The organism is Bartonella sp. MR90HLJMH (assembly GCF_042194115.1).
Taxonomy (GTDB): domain Bacteria; phylum Pseudomonadota; class Alphaproteobacteria; order Rhizobiales; family Rhizobiaceae; genus Bartonella; species Bartonella grahamii.
Map to the genome: position 1 here is coordinate 135,831 of NZ_JBHIMM010000006.1, position 18,106 is coordinate 153,936.

Consider the following 18,106-nt stretch of genomic DNA (forward strand, 5'->3'; position numbering starts at 1 on the left):
TAACGTAATATGAAAGTTCCTTATTTTGACCGATGTAAAAAAACTGTACAGATAGGTTTTTTTTGCCAAATTTCATGAACAGCCGCTCTCACAGCACGTCGTGTTGCCTCTCGAATAAGTTCATTATTTTTCTGTTTCATGCGTGGGATATTATAAACTGTATTTTCTATAATATCTAAAAGAATATCTTTTAAACTTTCTCCCTTTCCATTACTTTCAGGTAACCCGAATGTTGTTAGACCTATATCCCCTAATAATTCATGCTTACTATTTATATGGAGAGAAATAGTAACATGACCAGCATAACTTAGTTTGCGACGTTCACGAATCCCTAGTTCATTTTCATCTCCAATTAGGCAACCATCCTTATAGATGCGGCCAACAGGAACTTGATCAACAACTTCTACAGGCTCTGGTGCAAAACGTAACATATGTCCATTTCTGATATCTGTAACAATTTTAATACCCGCTTGACGCGCTAAAGTTGCTTGAGCCTTAAGATGCATTGCTTCCCCATGTACAGGAACAAGTATCTGTGGCTTTACCCAATCATACATCTGCAAAAGTTCTGAACGACGAGGATGACCTGAAACATGAACAAGTGCATCTTCATTCGTGATAATTTCAATACCCAAATCAATGAAACGATTTTGTACCTCAATAATCGCTTTTTCGTTTCCTGGAATACTTCGTGATGAATAAATAACGGTATCACCAGCAGAAAGTGCAATATTTCTCATTCCATCACGTGACAGTTTAGCCAAAGCAGCACATGGCTCACCTTGGCTCCCTGTGACAATTAAAACAAGATCTTTTCGCAAAATGTAACCATAATCATCTTCCGTTACAAATGGTGCTAAACCATTCATATAACCAAGCTCTTGTGCAACCATAATACTTCGCTTAAGGGAGCGCCCAATGACAAGCACCTTACGTCCAGCAGCTTCAGCTGCAAGAGCAATAGAACGTATCCGACCAATATTAGAAGAAAAAGTTGCTATTGCAACGCGCCCTTCAGCTTTGGAAATAATCTCAGAAAGACTGGCTTGAACCTGCTGCTCTGATGGAGATATACCATCCCGACACGCATTTGTAGAATCACAAAGTAATGCTAAAACACCTTTTTTTCCTAACGCACGAAATCTTTTTTCATTCGTCACAGCCCCAAGTGAAGGAGTATGATCAATTTTCCAATCACCAGTATGAATCACAGTCCCCAAAGAGGTTGTAATTGCTAAAGATACAGATTCTGGTATTGAATGGTTAACAGCTATAGCCTCTACAGCAAAGGAACCTACCTGAAAACAATCACCAGCTTGAAAAATATTGAGTAAAATTTTTTGAGATTCAAAATCTAATTGTTTTTTAGTTTCCAATAATCCTGCTGTAAAAGGCGTACAGTAAATTGGAACTTGTAACTTTGGCCATAAATCAAGAACGGCCCCATAATGATCTTCATGTGCATGTGTTAAAACAAGACCCCGTATATTATGTTTTTCACTTTCTAGAAAACGAATATCAGGAAAAACAAGGTCGACTCCTGGTAATTCAGAACCAGCAAAACTAATTCCCATATCAACCAGCAGCCATTCACGAAGATGTTGGGGACCAAATCCGTAAGCAGCTAAATTCATCCCTATTTCACCTACACCCCCCAGAGGTAAAAAAACAAACTCATTCTTATTAGCTGCAACCATAAATATCTCCCAAAATCATTAAGGTATCTGATGGTAAAATAATTTTTTAATAACGACCTGCATTAATAGAAGCAGCCGAACCAAAATGAACATCTCCAGCTGTTATAATGGCTGTCTGACCATTTTTTTGCTTTATGATGCAGTTAAAATCACTATCAAGACCATCAAAAACACCCTCAATGACTTTTTCATCATTCACCACTTTGACATGTTTCCCAAGGTGAGCAGAATATAAAAGCCATTTTTTTCGGATTATTTCACATCCTTTTGGTTGTTTCCAAAGAAGGTAATTTTTAGAAAAATACTCCGTCAAAACCGTAAATAATTGTTCTGCTTCAATATGCAAACCGATATTCTTTAAGCTTGAAGTGGGATAGGGTGCATTTTCATAATTATATTTCACATTTATTCCAATACCAATAACCAATGCATATTGTTGTGATGACAATTTTAAAATCTCAAGCAAAACTCCAGAGCTTTTTGCTCCTCTGAGCAAAATATCGTTTGGCCATTTTAAACTCACAATATTGTCTGTCTGCTTTTCATCTTTTATCAATTGTTTTATTGCCTCTGCCACACTTATTCCAGCAACAAAACCAAGTTGAGCTGCAGTTTGATGAACAATATCATCAATTAATAGAAGACTAGAATAAAGGTTCCCTTTGGGACTAGACCAAGTCCTCCCTCTTCTTGCTCTTCCCTGTGATTGTTCTTGTGCAACAATCCAAAGATTACCTTGATGACCAGTTTGCGCTTTTCGTTGCGCAATGAGATTTGTTGAGTCAACACTATCGTACACTTCAATAGTGTATCCTTGTTCTTGAGCAAAATCTGATAAAATATAAACCATATTCATTAAAACAATGCAGCTGCTGCTTTTTCTGCTAATTCAGCAAACCAAACTCCAAAAAGTGTATAAAATAAAATAAACAATGCAGAAAGACCGAGACAAAATTGAAGCTCATTCGATAAAGCAACAAAATGCGCTTTTGCGTCATCAAACCACATAATTTTAATGACTCGTAAATAGTAAAAAGCTCCAACGACAGATGCTATCATCCCAACGACTGCAAGTGGCGTCAGACCAGCATGGACAGCAGCAGAAAATGTATACCACTTCCCAAAAAAACCAGCCATAGGTGGTACACTGGCTAACGAGAAAAGCTGTATTGTCATAACAATAGCCATAAACGGATTTGTCTTTGCTAACCCTGAAAGATCATAAATATTTTCAACATTGCCATTCTGAGAGCGCATTCCAAGAATAAAAGCAAACGAGCCAATCGTCATTCCAAGATAAATCGTCATATAAAGAATAACACTTTTTATTCCTAGCATATCTCCAGCAGATAAACCAACAAGTGCATAGCCCATATGACTGATCGACGAATAAGCCATTAATCGCTTAATGTTATTTTGACCAATTGCAGCAAATGCACCAAGTATCATTGATGCAATCGCCATGAAGACCAAAATTTGTTGCCATGCAGGCATCACATTATCAACATGCCCTAGGGGAATAAAGGTCATCACAATAATACGGATGATTAAAGCCATTGCAGCAACTTTAGGGGCACCAGCAAAAAATGCTGTAATCGGTGTTGGCGCTCCTTCATAAACATCAGGTGTCCACATATGAAATGGAACAGCAGAAATTTTGAAAGCCAAACCAGCTAAAATAAAAACAATTCCAAAGATAACTCCCAATTGCAAATTTTCACTTTTTAAAGCAACAGCAATTTCGTGAAAACCAATTTGACCCGTAAAACCATAAAGCAATGAAATACCATAAAGCAGCAATCCTGAAGATAATGCTCCTAAAACAAAGTATTTTATACCGGCTTCAGAAGATTTTACATTATTACGATTAATCGCTGCTAAAACATATAAAGCTAAAGATTGCAGTTCTAACCCCATATAAAGTGACAGCATATTACCCGCTGAAATCATAAACATCATTCCAAGGGTTGCTAAAAGAACAAGCACTGGAAATTCAAATATATTAAACTTTTGTGCATTGGCAAAACCAACAGACATGATAAGAGAAAAGAGTGCACCAATAAGCATTAAAATTTTCATATAACGACTAAAGGAATCGATAACGAGCGCATTGGTTTGAAATGAACCATTTTTCGGAAAAACTATAAGAATAATAATGGTTGCCACAAGAAGTGCCATGGCTAAACCTGTCACTGTTAAAGAAGCACGTGTATTGGAATAAACACCAATCATAAGCAACACGACAGCTCCTAATGCGATTAAAAGCTCCGGAAGAATTAAGACTAATTGCGCTATTATTTCAGTTTGCATGTGCGTTCTTCCCTTATCTAGTGCAGTTTATTGATGAGGGTTTCTACGGAAAACGCCGTTGCTTTAAGAATAGGCGTTGGATAGATACCAAAGAATATTGTAAGAATAACCATTGGATAAAGGATGAATTTTTCTCTTAAAGAAAGATCTATTAATACTTTTAAATTCTCTTTATCCAAGGAACCAAACACCACACGCCGGTAAAGATAAAGGGCATAGGCTGCCGATAAGATAACACCTGTTGTTGCTAAAACAACAACCAATTTATTTACTTGAAAAACACCTATTAAGGTTAAAAATTCACCCAAAAATCCTGAGCTTCCAGGCAAACCAACATTTGCCATAGTAAAAATTAAGAAAACAACAGCATATTTAGGCATATTATTCACTAAACCACCAAACGCTGAAATTTCACGTGTATGCAAGCGATCATAGATAACCCCAACACAAAGAAACAACGCTGCTGAAACAATTCCATGGGATAGCATCTGATAAATAGCCCCTTGTATCCCTTGTTCATTCGCAGAAAAAATGCCCATTGTCACATACCCCATATGCGCTATTGAAGAATAAGCAATAAGCTTTTTGATGTCATTTTGAACAAGTGCAACCAACGACGTATAAATAATAGCGATAAGCGATAATGTAAAAATCAAAGGTGCAAAATCTGCTGAAGCGATAGGAAACATAGGCAAAGAAAAACGAAGAAAACCATACCCACCTAATTTGAGTAAGACACCAGCTAAAATAACGGAACCCGCTGTCGGTGCTTCCACGTGAGCATCAGGGAGCCATGTATGAACTGGCCACATTGGCATTTTAACTGCGAAAGAAGCAAAAAATGCAAGCCATAACCATATTTGCATATGAGCAGGAAACTGGTAATTGAGTAAAGTTGGTATATCAAGTGTCCCAGCCTCCCAATACATAGCCATAAGAGCAACCAGCATAAGCACTGAACCAAGTAAAGTATATAAGAAAAACTTTATACTTGCATAAACACGACGTGCTCCACCCCATACACCTATAATGATAAACATTGGAATAAGGCTGCCTTCAAAAAAAACATAGAATAGCATTGCATCAAGAGCACAAAAAACGCCAATAATCGCAACTTCTAGAAGAAGAAATGCAATCATATAAGCCTTTAATCTCTCTTTAACATTTTCCCAACTTGCTAAAATACAAAAAGGCAAAAGAAAAGCCGAGAGAACAACAAAAAGAATAGAAATACCATCAACCCCCATATGATAGCTAATGCCCCCTCCTAACCAACTGGACTTTTCAACCATTTGAAAATTTGGGTTGCTAGAATCAAATCCTATCCAAATAATTAAAGAAATAATAAAAACAAATAAAGTCGTAAAAAATGCAACATTACGTATATTATGGCGTGCTACTTCACTATCATCTTTGATAAACAAAATCAGAAGCACACCAACAAGTGGCAAAAATGTAACCGTAGAAAGAATAGGCCAATCGGTCATTAGTTTACGCCCCCGATCATCATCCATGTAATGAGTAATGCAACGCCGATAAGCATTGCAAATGCATAGTGGTAAAGATAGCCTGTTTGCAATCGAACAATTCTATTTGTAATATCAACAACACGCGCTGCGATACCATTAGGACCTAGACCATCAATAATCTTACCGTCTCCCACTTTCCAAAGAAAAGAACCAATTCTAAAGGTAGGACGAACAAACAAAAAGTTATATAATTGATCGAAATACCATTTTTGGTAAAGAAAATTATATGCTCCTGGCATAATACGAACCATTTTCTTAGGAAGAGATGGAATAGAAACATAAAATAAATAAGCTAAAATAAACCCAAGAACCATCGCTATAAATGGCGACCATTTTACCCAATTAAAGACATGGTGGGCATCATGAAGAATGTGATTGTGGCTGCTTGTAAATAATGCTCCCTTCCAAAAAGCATTATACAAGTCACCAAAAAAGTAAGGTTGGAAAACGACACCAGAAAATATTGCTCCAATAGATAAAAGAAAGAGTGGAATCAACATAACTGGAGGTGATTCATGAACATGATGCATAACATCAACTGTTGCCCGTGGTTTACCATGGAATGTCATAAAGATAAGCCGCCATGAATAGAAACTTGTTAATAAAGCTGAAAAAACAAGAAGATAAAAAGCATATCCTGAAGCAATATTATGGGATACAAAAGCAGACTCTATAATCGCATCTTTTGAGAAAAAACCTGCAGTCCCGAAAAGTGTTCCTGGAATTCCAACACCTGTCAATGCAATGGTCCCGACCATCATCATCCAATAGGTGACTTTTATATGTTTGCGTAACCCACCCATTTTTCGCATATCTTGTTCATCAGATACAGCATGAATGACAGAACCTGCACCAAGAAACAATAAGGCTTTAAAAAAAGCATGCGTAAAAAGATGAAAGACAGCAGCGCCATAAGCTCCAACACCTAAAGCCACAAACATATAACCGAGCTGAGAGCATGTAGAATAAGCAATAACACGTTTAATATCATTCTGCACCAACCCCACAGTTGCTGCAAAAAACGCTGTTGTTGCTCCAACAATAATAATCACGGTCAAAGCAGTTGAAGAAAGTTCAAAAATTGGCGACATACGCGCAACCATAAAAACACCAGCCGTTACCATTGTAGCGGCATGAATAAGCGCTGATACAGGGGTTGGTCCTTCCATTGCATCAGGCAGCCAAGTATGTAAAAGAAATTGTGCTGATTTTCCCATCGCACCAATAAATAATAAAAGGCATGTAATGGTAATTGCCGTCTGCCCATCAAATTGCCAACCTAAAAATGTCATATTTTGTATAAAGTTATTGTTTGCAGCTTTTGCAAAAATGGAAGCAAAATCAACCGATTGGAATAAAACAAAAATACTAAAGATTCCTAAGAGAAAACCAAAGTCTCCAACACGATTAACTACAAAAGCTTTCATTGCGGCCTTATTAGCAGAATCACGCTGAAACCAAAAACCAATGAGTAAATAAGAAGCAAGTCCGACACCTTCCCATCCAAAAAACATCTGAATCAAATTATTGGATGTGACCAACATAAGCATCATAAATGTAAACAAAGAAAGATAAGAAAAAAAACGAGACCTTGAAGGGTCATGGTGCATATAACCAATTGAATAAATATGTACCAATGCCGAAACACTGTTCACAACAATAAGCATGACAGCTGTTAATACATCAACATGTAAAGCCCAATTAAAGCTTAAGTCACCAATAGTAAGCCAATGTAATACCAAGACATCAATCGCTGGAATATGACCAAGTGCAATACTGAAAAATGCTATCCACGATAATATGGCAACAACAAGCATAAAGCTACATGTTATCAATTCACTCGCACGATCTCCTATCGTTTTTCCACCTAGTGCAGCAATTAAAAAACCCAAAAGCGGAAGAAAGACAATCGTATAATACATCACTGGTTAGCCTTTCATTACATTAACATCTTCAACCGCAATGGAACCACGATTACGGAAAAAAACGACCAGAATTGCTAAACCAATGGCAGCTTCAGCAGCTGCTACGGTTAAGACAAACAAAGCGAATATCTGACCAACGAGATCATGAAGAAATGCTGAAAATGCAACAAAATTGAGATTAACTGAAAGCAATATAAGCTCAATGGACATCAAGATAATAATTACGTTTTTTCTGTTGAGAAAAATTCCAGCAATACCAATTGTAAACATCAAAGCAGAAACAGTGAGATAATGTGTAATATCAATATACATCTACATAGCCCCCCTTACATACCTTTGCCTGATTCAACTTGTTTGATTTCAATGGCACTTTCTACCGTTCTAGAAACTTGCTCCGCAATAGATTGCCGCTTTACTCCTAATTTATGACGAAGTGTTAAAACAATAGCCCCAATCATTGCAACCAATAAAATCATTCCAGCAATTTGAAAATAAAAAACATAATCCGTATAGAGAATATCACCTAATGCTTGTGTATTTGTTCGCTGCGCTAAATCTGGCATTGGTTGGGTAACATGCGTTCTCAAGTCTGGAGAAAAATAGCTACTCACAAAAACAACAATCAATTCTACAGCGATAATAACACCAATAAGAGCTCCAATAGGAGCATACCGAAGAGTTCCACTCTTTAATTCAGCAAAATCAACGTCAAGCATCATAACGACAAATAAAAATAAAACAGCGACAGCTCCAACATACACAACAAGCAGAATAAGCCCTAAAAACTCTGCTCCTGCAAGCAAAAATAAAGCCGCTGCATTAAAAAATGCGAGGATTAAAAACAAAACAGAATGCACTGGATTGCGTGCTGTAATAACAATAACTGCACTTGTTAGCATAATAAAAGCAAACAAATAGAAAAATGCCGCCGCTAGATCTGTTAGCATAGGCTTCTCCTCAAATATTCAAACAATTGGTATAAACTTCATACCAGATTACAATTTATCGGAAAAATATCCGACACCTCATTTAACGATACACTTAACGATAAGGCGCATCCATCAATATATTTCGAGCAATTTCTCGCTCCCAACGATCTCCATTCATTAAAAGCTTTTCTTTATCATAATAGAGTTCTTCACGCGTTTCTGTTGCAAATTCAAAATTTGGACCTTCAACAATAGCCTCTACCGGACAAGCCTCTTGACAAAAACCGCAGTAGATACACTTAACCATATCGATATCATAACGAACAGTTCTACGCGTACCATCATTACGTCGCGGTCCAGCCTCAATTGTAATCGCTTGCGCAGGGCAAATTGCTTCACATAATTTACAAGCAATACACCGTTCTTCACCATTTGGATAGCGACGCAATGCATGCTCACCGCGAAAACGCTGAGATACAAAACCTTTTTCATAAGGATAATTAATCGTGGGCTTTGGTGAAAAAAATTGACGCATGGCTAAGAAAAAAGCACTCACAAATTCCAATAGAAGAAGTGACTTTGCCGCATGAATAAAACCTGACATCGTAAAATCTCCTCTTAAACGAAATCCGTAAACTTTAAAAAAGCAGCAGTTATCACAACCATTGCTAGTGAGAGAGGAAGAAAAACCTTCCAACCAAGCCGCATGAGCTGATCATAGCGATAACGTGGAACAAATGCTTTAACCATAGCAAACCAAAAAAATACAAAACAGACTTTTAAAACAAACCAAATGATACCAGGAATCCAATTAAGCCACCAAACATCTAAGGGTGGCAGCCAACCGCCTAAAAATAGAATGGTTGTTAATGCGCACATTAAAACAATCGCAACATATTCACCAAGAAAGAAAAGCATGTAAGGCGTTGAAGAATATTCTACCATATGACCAGCTACAAGTTCAGATTCAGCTTCAACCAAATCAAAAGGAGGACGGTTTGTCTCTGCGAGCGCAGAAATAAAAAATATAATAAACATTGGAAAAAGGACCAACCAGTTCCAATCGAGAAAGCTGTTAAAAGGAAGACCAAGAGTTGTACCAATTCCAGAACTTTGTTTATGAACAATTGTTGTAAGATCCAATGAACCACTCACTAAAATGACGGTTACAAGCACAAACCCAATTGAAACCTCATAAGAAACCATCTGTGCAGCGGAACGAAGAGCCCCTAAGAAAGGATATTTAGAGTTTGACGCCCACCCCCCCATAATGACACCGTAAACTTCAAGAGATGAAATAGCCAAGATATAAAGCAAACCAACATTAATTTTTGCAACTTCCCAGCCCTCATTGACAGGAATAACAGCCCAAGTTGATAAAGCAAGTGTCGCTGAAACAAAAGGAGCCAAAAGAAAAACACCCTTATTTGCACCTGCAGGGATAATAGGCTCCTTAACAACAAATTTAATTAAATCTGCAAAAGACTGTAACAAACCCCATGGACCAACAACGTTTGGTCCACGACGCAATTGTACCGCAGCCCAAATCTTTCTATCTGCGTAAAGAAGATAAGCAACTAAGATCAAAAGAACGACCAAAAGAAGAAGTGTTTTTCCAACTATAATGAGTAATGGCAACAGCCAAGTCATAAAGAAATCATACATCATTATTCCTTTTCCTTTGCCTTACTTTACAGTTTGCGTAGCACGGTTTTTTGTAAGAGATGAACATTCAGCCATAACAGCAGAAGCACGTGCTATCGGATTTGTTAAATAAAAGTCTTTAACCATAGAAGTAAAAATTTGACTCTCTAGAGAAACCATTTTTGAACCAAGCGCCTTAAGACCACTTATATCAGAAGGTACTATATCATCAACAGCACAAAGGTGTGGATAATCATTAAACAAGCATTGTCTTAATTGAGAAAGAGAATCAAAAGGGAGCCTTTGTCCTAAAATATCCGATAAAGCACGCAAAATAGCCCAATCTTCTTTTGCTTCACCTGGAGCAAAACCAGCCCGATTTGTCATTTGAACACGTCCTTCTGTATTCACATAAAGCCCTGATTTTTCAGTGTAAGCAGATGCAGGCAAAATAACATCAGCAGCATGTGCACCATTATCACCATGGCTACCAATATAAACTGTAAAAGCTTTTGTATTGGCTAATTCTACTTCATCAGCACCAAGTAAAAATAAAACTTCACAGGTTTTAAGAATATTTGCAACCCCAAGTTTAGAAGTAAAGCCTATGTCCAATCCTCCAACAATCGATGCTGCATTATGAAGAACCCCAAACCCATTCCATTCTTCACTAAGAGCACCAATATTGTCAGCTAATTTAGCAAGACTTTTTAAAACAGATAAACCTTCATTTCCTGAAACAGCCCCCTCTCCGATAAGAATAAGGGGCCTCTTCGCTTCTTTTAAGACATTAAAAAAAACATCCTCTCCACGAATAAGTGTCGTTAATGTATCACTCCCAGATCCAAGATAAGAATAAGGATAACGTAAATCGACTTTCTCTCCAATTAATGCAATAGGAAAATTTCCCATCCGTTGGCGCTTAAAAATACGCGCATTTAAAACAGCCGCTTCATGACGTGGATTAGATCCCACAATAAGCAGTGCATCAGCCTGTTCAATACCTGCAATTGTAGGATTAAAAATATAACTCGAACGCCCAAACTCAGGCGATAAAGCCCCCCCTCTTTGGCGACAATCAAAAAGCGTTGAGCCCAATGAAAGAAGCAATGTTTTAAGTGCGTACATTTCCTCAACAGACGCGAGATCTCCAGCAATCGCTCCAATTTTTTCTGGCAAGGTTTTAGAAACCACCATTTTAATTTTTGCAAAAGCTTCTGTCCAACTGACAGGTTGAAGCTTTCCTTCTTTGCGCACATATGGCCTATCAAGCCGCTGAGTCCGTAATCCATCCCAAATAAAACGCGTTTTATCAGAGATCCATTCCTCATTTACATCTTCATTCGTACGCGGCATAATCCGCATAACTTCACGGCCACGACTATCAATACGGATCGCACTACCAAGCGCATCCATCACATCAATCGATTCCGTTTTTACCAATTCCCACGAACGAGCATGAAACGCATAAGGTTTTGAAGTTAAAGCTCCCACCGGACAAAGATCAATAACATTTCCCTGTAATTCAGATGTCATAGCTTTTTCAAGATACGTCGTAATTTCAGCATCTTCACCACGACCGATCAAACCAAGCTCAGAAATACCTGCAACTTCCGTTGTAAAACGAACACACCGTGTACAATGAATACACCGTGTCATGACAGTTTTGACAAGAGGTCCAATATATTTATCTTCTACAGCACGCTTATTTTCTGTATAACGAGAACAATCTCGTCCATAAAGCATTGCTTGATCTTGAAGATCGCATTCTCCCCCTTGATCACACACTGGACAATCCAAAGGATGATTAATGAGAAGAAATTCCATAACACCTTCACGTGCTTTTTTTACCATCGCCGTATTGGTAAAAATCTCAGGTGCTTCACCGTTAGGCCCTAATCGTAAATCACGAACCCCCATAGCACAAGAAGCCTGAGGTTTTGGAGGACCACCCTTAACCTCAACCAAACACATACGACAATTTCCAGCAATTGACAAAGATTCATGAAAACAAAAACGTGGAATTTCTGCCCCAGCCGCCTCAGCAGCCTGAAGCAACGTGTAGTAATCAGGAACTTCAATCTCTTTGCCATCAACTTTGATATTTATCATCACCCATCCAACCTGCGGATAACCCACTTAAAATTTGCATTCGGCTGCTCTTTAAAAAATCTTCTATCCTACTGCTTCTAAAGCAATGTTTTTGCTTTGGACTACATTTCGCGTGTATTCATCAATTCTACGCTCGATTTCCGGACGAAAATTACGTATCAACCCCTGTACAGGCCATGCGGCAGCATCACCAAGCGCACAAATAGTGTGTCCTTCAACCTGTTTAGACACTTCAAACAAAAGATCAATCTCGCGTTTTTGTGCTCTTCCCTCAACCATACGCCCTAAAAGACGCATCATCCAACCCGTCCCCTCACGACACGGAGTACACTGACCACAACTCTCGTGCTTGAAAAAAGCAGCTATACGCCAAATTGCCTTGATAATATCGGTTGATTTATCCATAACAATCATTCCCCCCGTGCCAAAAGAAGACCCGACATCTCGCATCCCATCAAAATCCATGATCGCATCGATCATATCCTCACCACGGACGACTGGACAAGAAGCCCCCCCTGGAATAACTGCTAAAAGATTATTCCACCCACCACGAACACCACCCGTATGTTTTTCAATTAATTCACGGAATGAAACACCAAGAGCGTCTTCAAATGTACAAGGTGCATTAACATGCCCTGAAACCATAAACAATTTCGTTCCAACATTATTTGCTCGTCCGATTGACGAAAACCACGAAGCACCCCGCCGCAAAATCGTTGGAACAACAGCAATGGACTCTACATTATTTACTGTTGTTGGACAGCCATAAATCCCCATATTGGCAGGAAATGGTGGTTTAAGCCGAGGTTGTCCCTTTTTTCCCTCAAGACTTTCAAGAAGAGCTGTTTCTTCACCACAAATATAAGCACCAGCTCCATGATGAATAATAATATCACAAGCATGCCCATATTTCGTTTTTTTGCCAAGTAAACCTGCATCATAGCATTCATCAACGGCAGCTTGTAGCGCTTCACGTTCACGAATATATTCACCACGAATATAAATAAAAGCAACATTGGCTCCCATAGCAAAAGTAGCGATTGCACATCCTTCAATCAAAGTATGGGGGTCATGACGTAAAATATCACGGTCTTTACAAGTTCCAGGTTCAGATTCATCGGCATTGACAACCAAATAATGAGGACGACCATCATTCTGCTTTGGCATAAAGGACCACTTCATTCCGGTAGGAAAACCAGCACCACCACGACCGCGTAAACCCGATGCCTTCACCTCATCAATGATCCAATCACGACCTTTGTCAATCATCTCTTTCAGACCATTCCAATGCCCACGCAACATCGCAGCCTTTAATGATTTGTCTTTTAAACCATACAGATTGGTGAAGATACGATCTTTATCAGCTAGCATACCCCACCTTTTTTTCTATTACCCATAGCATTTTCCGCTTTTCCTCAAATGCAATTTTTAAATATCTTTTCAAGACTTCTTACTTTTCATTAAATGTTGTCATCATGGGTAGAATAATAAAATATTTTTTCAAGAAAAATACTTAATTATGTTCCCACTCTTTCCTTATCCTTTTTTGGTGAAGACTTGAGAGATCTTTTTTTCTTTCTCATCATCAATAAGAGAAGTTAAACCACTAATCGGTTCCGACGACTTACGGCTACTTTGCGGACCAACCGCTATCTCAGAACCTTTCCCAGCTTCAAATGCATCAATAATTTCTTCAAGACGCTCAGCTGTAAGATCTTCATAAGTATCTTTAAAAATCATAACCATCGGAGCATTCACACAAGCACCAAGACATTCTACCTCTTCCCATGATAAGGTTCCATCCTGATTGGTAACAAAAGGTTCATGATGAATTTTTTTCTGACAAACTTTAATCAATTCACCAGATCCACGTAACATACAAGGGGTCGTACCACAAACTTGAATATGCGCTTTTGTTCCAACAGGCTTAAGCTGAAACTGAGTGTAAAAAGTTGCAACTTCCAGAACACGAATATAAGCCATGGAAAGAATCTGAGCAATATGCTCAATCGCGGCACGTGTCACCCAACCATCTTGCTCTTGAGCACGCATTAATAATGGAATTACAGCAGACTGCTCACGCCCTACAGGATATTTCTCTATAGTATTTTTTACCCATATCTGATTTTCTTTTGTAAAAGAAAACTCAGCGGGCTGATAAACATCATCTGCAAGACGGCGTACGGACATTAGCGATCAACCTCCCCAAAAACAATATCAATCGAACCCAAAATAGCTGTAGCATCCGCCAGCATATGACCTCTGGTTAAAAAATCCATAGCTTGGAGATGCGCAAACCCAGGAGCACGCAACTTTACACGATAAGGCTTATTGGTTCCATCAGAAACAAGATAAACACCAAACTCCCCTTTCGGAGCTTCCACAGCAACATATACTTCTCCAGGAGGCGTATGAAAACCTTCCGTATAAAGCTTGAAATGATGAATCAGTGCTTCCATCGAACTTTTCATTTCACTCCGTTTCGGTGGTACAATCTTGCGATCCAAGCTCGAAACCGGTCCATTTTTTTCAGTACTCAGCAAACGCTCCACACATTGGCGCATAATTTTTGCTGATTGACGCATTTCTTCCATACGAATAAGATAACGATCATAACAATCGCTATTCTTACCTACAGGAATATCAAATTCCATTTCATCATAACATTCGTAAGGTTGGCTTTTACGTAAATCCCATGGAACACCAGCCCCACGAATCATAACCCCAGAAAAACCACGTGCCCAAGCTTCATCAATAGTTACCACGCCAATATCCACATTACGCTGCTTAAAAATCCGATTTGGCGTTACAAGCGCATCAAGTTTACCAAGAGCAACAAGAAAAGGATCAATAAAATTACCTATATCTTCAACTAAAGATTCTGGTAAATCTTGATGCACACCACCAGGACGAAAATAATTTGCATGAAGACGTGCGCCACAGGCACGCTCATAAAAAATCATCAATCTTTCACGTTGCTCAAACCCCCAAAGAGGTGGTGTTAAAGCACCAACATCCATTGCCTGTGTCGTTACATTAAGCAAATGATTAAGAATACGCCCAATTTCAGAAAACAAAACACGTATTAATTGCCCTCTTTTAGGAACTTTAATATCCAATAACTTTTCAATAGCAAGGACAAAAGCATGTTCCTGATTCATAGGAGCAACATAATCCAAACGATCTAGATAAGGACCCGCTTGAAGATAAGTTTTTGTTTCCATTAATTTTTCGGTACCGCGATGCAATAACCCAATATGTGGATCTACACGCTCAACAACTTCACCGTCCAACTCCAAAACCATGCGCAAAACCCCATGCGCGGCAGGATGCTGCGGACCAAAATTGATATTAAAGTTTCGAACATTGACCTCAGCCACAATCAACCCCTTGCTTTTTAAAAAACTTCATATCAAATGTCAAAAAAATCTATCATACTAAAAAATATTTAATTATTTAAGAAATACAGTACTCTAATATAATGCCTTATCAAAACAAATATTATTATTTTTCATCACATGGCAAAGTATACTGTCCTCCTTCCCAAGGAGAAAGAAAATCAAAATTACGCATCTCTTGACGCAAAACAACAGGCTCATAAATTACCCTCTTTGCTTCATTATCATAACGACATTCAACAAATCCTGTCACAGGAAAGTCTTTGCGTAAAGGATATCCTTCAAACCCATAATCTGTTAAAATCCGTCTCAAATCCGGATGTCCTGAAAATAAAATCCCATACATATCATACGTTTCACGTTCATACCACTCTGCGCCAGGATAAACCGTACAAGCTGAAGCAACAGGAGTATTTTCATCCGTACGAACTTTTACACGTAAGCGTAAATTCTCACGAGGAGATAACAATTGGTAAGAAACATCAAAGCGCTTATCGCGAGAAGGATAATCCACACCACTAATGTCTGTGAGATTAATAAATTGACAGCGCGAATCATCACGAACAAACATTAAGACATCGATAATTGCGTCAAGACGTGCCACAATGGTCAATTCACCAAAAGCAATAACAGTCTCTTCAAGCTTATTTTTTAACTTGTTTTCCAAATAAGCAGCAAGTTCAACCAAAGTTTTATCCATCATGACAAGAAAACTCTCTATCGCTCTATGGATCCGGTACGACGGATTTTTTTCTGTAGCAACAATATGCCGTATAATAATGCCTCTGCTGTAGGTGGGCACCCTGGAACATATATATCGACAGGCACGATACGATCACATCCACGCACTACTGAATAGGAATAATGATAATATCCCCCACCGTTTGCACATGATCCCATAGAAATCACATAACGTGGCTCTGGCATCTGATCGTACACTTTTCTTAAAGCAGGAGCCATCTTATTTGTTAGAGTACCTGCAACCACCATCACATCTGACTGACGGGGTGAAGCTCGTGGCGCATATCCAAAACGCTCATTATCATAATGAGGCATTGAGCATTGCATCATTTCGATAGCACAACATGCCAAACCAAAACTCATCCACATTAAAGAACCGGTACGTGCCCAAGTAACCAAAGCATCTGCCGAGGTAACTAAAAATCCCTTATCTGATAATTCAGCATTAAGATCACGAAAAAACTTATCGTCAGACCCTATCAGCTCACCAGTATTGGGATCAATGATTCCTTTTGGTTTTGGAGCAGCAATCGTTGAATTATTAGATCCTAATTCCATTCAAGGGCTCCTTTTTTCCATTCATATATAAACCCAATAGTCAAAATTGCTAAAAACACAATCATAGACCAAAAGCCAAACATACCTATTGATTCGAATGAAACAGCCCAAGGAAAAAGAAAAGCAACTTCAAGATCAAAAATAATAAATAAAATTGATACCAAATAGAAACGAATATCAAACTTCATGCGTGCATCACTAAATGAATTAAACCCACATTCATAAGCCGATAACTTTTCAGGATCAGGGGAACGATATGCTACAATGTAAGGTGTAATCAACAAAACTCCAGCAATAACAGCTGACACAATAATGAAAATCAAGACCGGTAAATAAGAGCTCAATAAATAAGCCATAACCCTCTTCCATCGTAACGAAATGCCTGAGTTTAACACAATGATTCAATATTGCGAGACCAAACAGACAAATTTAATAATCGCTCTATTAATTCTATTCATACTGCTTCAAAGGCATATAGAGCGATACTTTTCTTGTCGGCATAGGTAACGCAGAGCAAAGAAAGACGCAAGCCCTATTATTATAAACCATATAAAAAGAAAGAAAAAACATATCATCCCCCAATCAAATACTCCACCACCACACTCAATACTATATGGATATTTTAAAAAGGAAATTTCACAAGGAATCACGAAATGGCGCGAGTGACGGGGCTCGAACCCGCGACCTCCGGCGTGACAGGCCAGCACTCTAACCAACTGAGCTACACCCGCGCATTTTTTTCGAACCAATTTAATTTGGTACAAGCGGTCGTGTAAGGGGTTCATGCGTTTATGTCAAGAAGGATTATGCATTTTTAAAAAAAATTATCAAATACTATCTTTATTCTTGCGTTTAGAAAAATTTTTCCTTAAAGAGTTCCCATTCAATTGCTAATCATTGCATTGGGCGATTAGCTCAGCTGGTAGAGCGCCTCGTTTACACCGAGGATGTCGGGAGTTCGAGTCTCTCATCGCCCACCATATAGCTTTATATTCATATTAAGTTGTTGATATTTCATATGTTTTTTACTGTGAGGGATGCGTAAATAGAAGTGATGGTATAGGATTTTCTAACATTTCTTTATAAAGCATGCTTCGTACAATGTTTCTAATGTTTCTTTGAAGTCTGCTAACGTTTCTTGATGTGAGCCATCTAAAAGTCTCATAAACGCAACAACAGTTTCACGTTGCAACGGAGTAGAAGGCTTTATTATGATGCTTTTGCGACAAGCATCCGATTCTCTTCTCAAAATTTCTGCTACCT

General features: G+C 38.4%; 16 protein-coding genes, 2 tRNA genes and 1 pseudogene. 1 reads left to right on the forward strand and 18 read right to left on the reverse strand.

Features of this window, described 5'->3' with window-relative positions:
* Positions 1 to 20: 20 nt before the first annotated feature.
* The 17 genes from ACFIJ9_RS05775 to ACFIJ9_RS05855 form a co-directional block, all read right to left on the reverse strand.
* Positions 21 to 1,697, reverse strand: a complete 1,677-nt coding sequence (locus ACFIJ9_RS05775; RefSeq protein WP_375628442.1) for a ribonuclease J — start codon at positions 1,695 to 1,697, stop codon at positions 21 to 23.
* A gap of 46 nt (positions 1,698 to 1,743) precedes the next feature.
* Positions 1,744 to 2,553, reverse strand: a complete 810-nt coding sequence (locus ACFIJ9_RS05780) for a biotin--[acetyl-CoA-carboxylase] ligase (protein WP_375636119.1) — start codon at positions 2,551 to 2,553, stop codon at positions 1,744 to 1,746.
* The gene (gene nuoN, locus ACFIJ9_RS05785; RefSeq protein ID WP_015856362.1) at positions 2,553 to 4,007 is read right to left on the reverse strand and encodes an NADH-quinone oxidoreductase subunit NuoN; all 1,455 of its coding nucleotides are present in this window, start codon (positions 4,005 to 4,007) and stop codon (positions 2,553 to 2,555) included. Before nuoN ends, ACFIJ9_RS05780 begins: the two co-directional genes overlap by 1 nt.
* A 17-nt stretch (positions 4,008 to 4,024) precedes the next feature.
* A complete protein-coding gene (locus ACFIJ9_RS05790) occupies positions 4,025 to 5,494 on the reverse strand; it encodes an NADH-quinone oxidoreductase subunit M (protein ID WP_273787991.1) in 1,470 nt (489 codons plus the stop codon).
* Positions 5,494 to 7,458, reverse strand: coding sequence for an NADH-quinone oxidoreductase subunit L (nuoL, locus tag ACFIJ9_RS05795; RefSeq protein WP_375636127.1), 1,965 nt, complete (start codon positions 7,456 to 7,458; stop codon positions 5,494 to 5,496). The genes ACFIJ9_RS05790 and nuoL overlap by 1 nt, the downstream gene beginning before the upstream one ends.
* 6 nt (positions 7,459 to 7,464) lie before the next feature.
* Entirely contained in the window at positions 7,465 to 7,773 is a 309-nt protein-coding gene (nuoK, locus tag ACFIJ9_RS05800; protein WP_015856359.1) for an NADH-quinone oxidoreductase subunit NuoK, read from the reverse strand.
* Between the two features lie 14 nt (positions 7,774 to 7,787).
* Positions 7,788 to 8,408, reverse strand: a complete 621-nt coding sequence (locus tag ACFIJ9_RS05805; RefSeq protein ID WP_375636120.1) for an NADH-quinone oxidoreductase subunit J — start codon at positions 8,406 to 8,408, stop codon at positions 7,788 to 7,790.
* A gap of 94 nt (positions 8,409 to 8,502) precedes the next feature.
* Positions 8,503 to 8,994: an NADH-quinone oxidoreductase subunit NuoI gene (gene nuoI, locus ACFIJ9_RS05810; protein ID WP_375636121.1), complete on the reverse strand. Its 492-nt coding sequence runs from the start codon at positions 8,992 to 8,994 to the stop codon at positions 8,503 to 8,505.
* Positions 8,995 to 9,008: 14 nt separating this feature from the next.
* Positions 9,009 to 10,055 (reverse strand): NADH-quinone oxidoreductase subunit NuoH, encoded by a 1,047-nt coding sequence (gene nuoH / locus ACFIJ9_RS05815; RefSeq protein WP_375636128.1) that lies wholly within the window; start codon positions 10,053 to 10,055, stop codon positions 9,009 to 9,011.
* 21 nt (positions 10,056 to 10,076) lie between these two features.
* Positions 10,077 to 12,146, reverse strand: a complete 2,070-nt coding sequence (gene nuoG / locus ACFIJ9_RS05820) for an NADH-quinone oxidoreductase subunit NuoG (RefSeq protein ID WP_375636122.1) — start codon at positions 12,144 to 12,146, stop codon at positions 10,077 to 10,079.
* A 63-nt stretch (positions 12,147 to 12,209) separates the two neighbouring features.
* Positions 12,210 to 13,517 (reverse strand): NADH-quinone oxidoreductase subunit NuoF, encoded by a 1,308-nt coding sequence (gene nuoF, locus ACFIJ9_RS05825; protein WP_375636123.1) that lies wholly within the window; start codon positions 13,515 to 13,517, stop codon positions 12,210 to 12,212.
* A gap of 165 nt (positions 13,518 to 13,682) precedes the next feature.
* Positions 13,683 to 14,336: an NADH-quinone oxidoreductase subunit NuoE gene (gene nuoE, locus ACFIJ9_RS05830; RefSeq protein ID WP_015856354.1), complete on the reverse strand. Its 654-nt coding sequence runs from the start codon at positions 14,334 to 14,336 to the stop codon at positions 13,683 to 13,685.
* A complete protein-coding gene (locus ACFIJ9_RS05835; RefSeq protein ID WP_273787995.1) occupies positions 14,336 to 15,526 on the reverse strand; it encodes an NADH-quinone oxidoreductase subunit D in 1,191 nt (396 codons plus the stop codon). The genes nuoE and ACFIJ9_RS05835 overlap by 1 nt, the downstream gene beginning before the upstream one ends.
* 124 nt (positions 15,527 to 15,650) lie before the next feature.
* Positions 15,651 to 16,244: an NADH-quinone oxidoreductase subunit C gene (locus ACFIJ9_RS05840; protein ID WP_375636129.1), complete on the reverse strand. Its 594-nt coding sequence runs from the start codon at positions 16,242 to 16,244 to the stop codon at positions 15,651 to 15,653.
* Between the two features lie 17 nt (positions 16,245 to 16,261).
* The gene (locus ACFIJ9_RS05845; RefSeq protein ID WP_375636124.1) at positions 16,262 to 16,843 is read right to left on the reverse strand and encodes a NuoB/complex I 20 kDa subunit family protein; all 582 of its coding nucleotides are present in this window, start codon (positions 16,841 to 16,843) and stop codon (positions 16,262 to 16,264) included.
* Positions 16,834 to 17,199 (reverse strand): NADH-quinone oxidoreductase subunit A, encoded by a 366-nt coding sequence (locus ACFIJ9_RS05850; RefSeq protein WP_005773599.1) that lies wholly within the window; start codon positions 17,197 to 17,199, stop codon positions 16,834 to 16,836. Before ACFIJ9_RS05850 ends, ACFIJ9_RS05845 begins: the two co-directional genes overlap by 10 nt.
* Positions 17,200 to 17,497: 298 nt before the next feature.
* Positions 17,498 to 17,574, reverse strand: a tRNA-Asp gene (locus ACFIJ9_RS05855).
* A gap of 173 nt (positions 17,575 to 17,747) precedes the next feature.
* On the opposite strand from ACFIJ9_RS05855, the gene ACFIJ9_RS05860 reads away from it, so the two are divergent.
* Positions 17,748 to 17,823 (forward strand) — tRNA-Val (locus ACFIJ9_RS05860).
* 89 nt (positions 17,824 to 17,912) lie between these two features.
* Here ACFIJ9_RS05860 and ACFIJ9_RS05865 read toward each other — a convergent pair.
* A pseudogene (locus tag ACFIJ9_RS05865) lies at positions 17,913 to 18,106 on the reverse strand (XRE family transcriptional regulator); the annotation flags it as partial.

Bases quoted from the DNA above. Each gene is read 5' to 3' on its own strand.
- ACFIJ9_RS05775 (WP_375628442.1), bottom strand. From the start codon at position 1,697: ATGGTTGCAGCTAATAAGAATGAGTTTGTTTTTTTACCTCTGGGGGGT.
- ACFIJ9_RS05780 (WP_375636119.1), bottom strand. From the start codon at position 2,553: ATGAATATGGTTTATATTTTATCAGATTTTGCTCAAGAACAAGGATAC.
- nuoN (WP_015856362.1), bottom strand. From the start codon at position 4,007: ATGCAAACTGAAATAATAGCGCAATTAGTCTTAATTCTTCCGGAGCTT.
- ACFIJ9_RS05790 (WP_273787991.1), bottom strand. From the start codon at position 5,494: ATGACCGATTGGCCTATTCTTTCTACGGTTACATTTTTGCCACTTGTT.
- nuoL (WP_375636127.1), bottom strand. From the start codon at position 7,458: ATGTATTATACGATTGTCTTTCTTCCGCTTTTGGGTTTTTTAATTGCT.
- nuoK (WP_015856359.1), bottom strand. From the start codon at position 7,773: ATGTATATTGATATTACACATTATCTCACTGTTTCTGCTTTGATGTTT.
- ACFIJ9_RS05805 (WP_375636120.1), bottom strand. From the start codon at position 8,408: ATGCTAACAGATCTAGCGGCGGCATTTTTCTATTTGTTTGCTTTTATT.
- nuoI (WP_375636121.1), bottom strand. From the start codon at position 8,994: ATGTCAGGTTTTATTCATGCGGCAAAGTCACTTCTTCTATTGGAATTT.
- nuoH (WP_375636128.1), bottom strand. From the start codon at position 10,055: ATGTATGATTTCTTTATGACTTGGCTGTTGCCATTACTCATTATAGTT.
- nuoG (WP_375636122.1), bottom strand. From the start codon at position 12,146: ATGATAAATATCAAAGTTGATGGCAAAGAGATTGAAGTTCCTGATTAC.
- nuoF (WP_375636123.1), bottom strand. From the start codon at position 13,517: ATGCTAGCTGATAAAGATCGTATCTTCACCAATCTGTATGGTTTAAAA.
- nuoE (WP_015856354.1), bottom strand. From the start codon at position 14,336: ATGTCCGTACGCCGTCTTGCAGATGATGTTTATCAGCCCGCTGAGTTT.
- ACFIJ9_RS05840 (WP_375636129.1), bottom strand. From the start codon at position 16,244: ATGGATAAAACTTTGGTTGAACTTGCTGCTTATTTGGAAAACAAGTTA.
- ACFIJ9_RS05845 (WP_375636124.1), bottom strand. From the start codon at position 16,843: ATGGAATTAGGATCTAATAATTCAACGATTGCTGCTCCAAAACCAAAA.
- ACFIJ9_RS05850 (WP_005773599.1), bottom strand. From the start codon at position 17,199: ATGGCTTATTTATTGAGCTCTTATTTACCGGTCTTGATTTTCATTATT.